This window comes from Photobacterium sp. DNB23_23_1, from assembly GCF_052873815.1.
The window spans coordinates 1-304 of the sequence record NZ_JBNNXT010000119.1 but is presented as its reverse complement, the minus strand read 5'-3'; the positions used below and the strand labels follow the sequence as shown (position 1 = coordinate 304).

The following is a 304-nucleotide window of genomic DNA, read 5'->3' as shown; positions in this document are numbered from 1 at the left end:
GTGAAGCAATGGCAATCCACGGGATCACTAATCGCATGTTAGTGGGTTCATCAACATTTCCAGTTATCTACAAACAATTAGCCCAAGAACTAAAAGGCCGTGACGTTTTGATATACAACGCTGCCTTTGATGTTCGCTTAATCCGTCAAAGCCTCAAGCGCTATGGCATTGATTTTCTACCATTCAAAACGCAATGCGTGATGGAGTGGTATGCCGAGTTCTTTGGAGAGTGGAATGCACATCACGGCAACTTCAAATGGCAAAGCCTGACAAACGCCGCAATTCAGCAAGGTATTGATATTTC

At 44.1% G+C, this 304-nt stretch carries 1 protein-coding gene; it reads left to right on the top strand.

Annotated elements, in window-relative coordinates; translation table 11 throughout:
• A partial coding sequence (locus tag ACVA53_RS25080; RefSeq protein WP_446506635.1) for a 3'-5' exonuclease occupies positions 1-304 on the top strand: 304 nt, incomplete at both ends.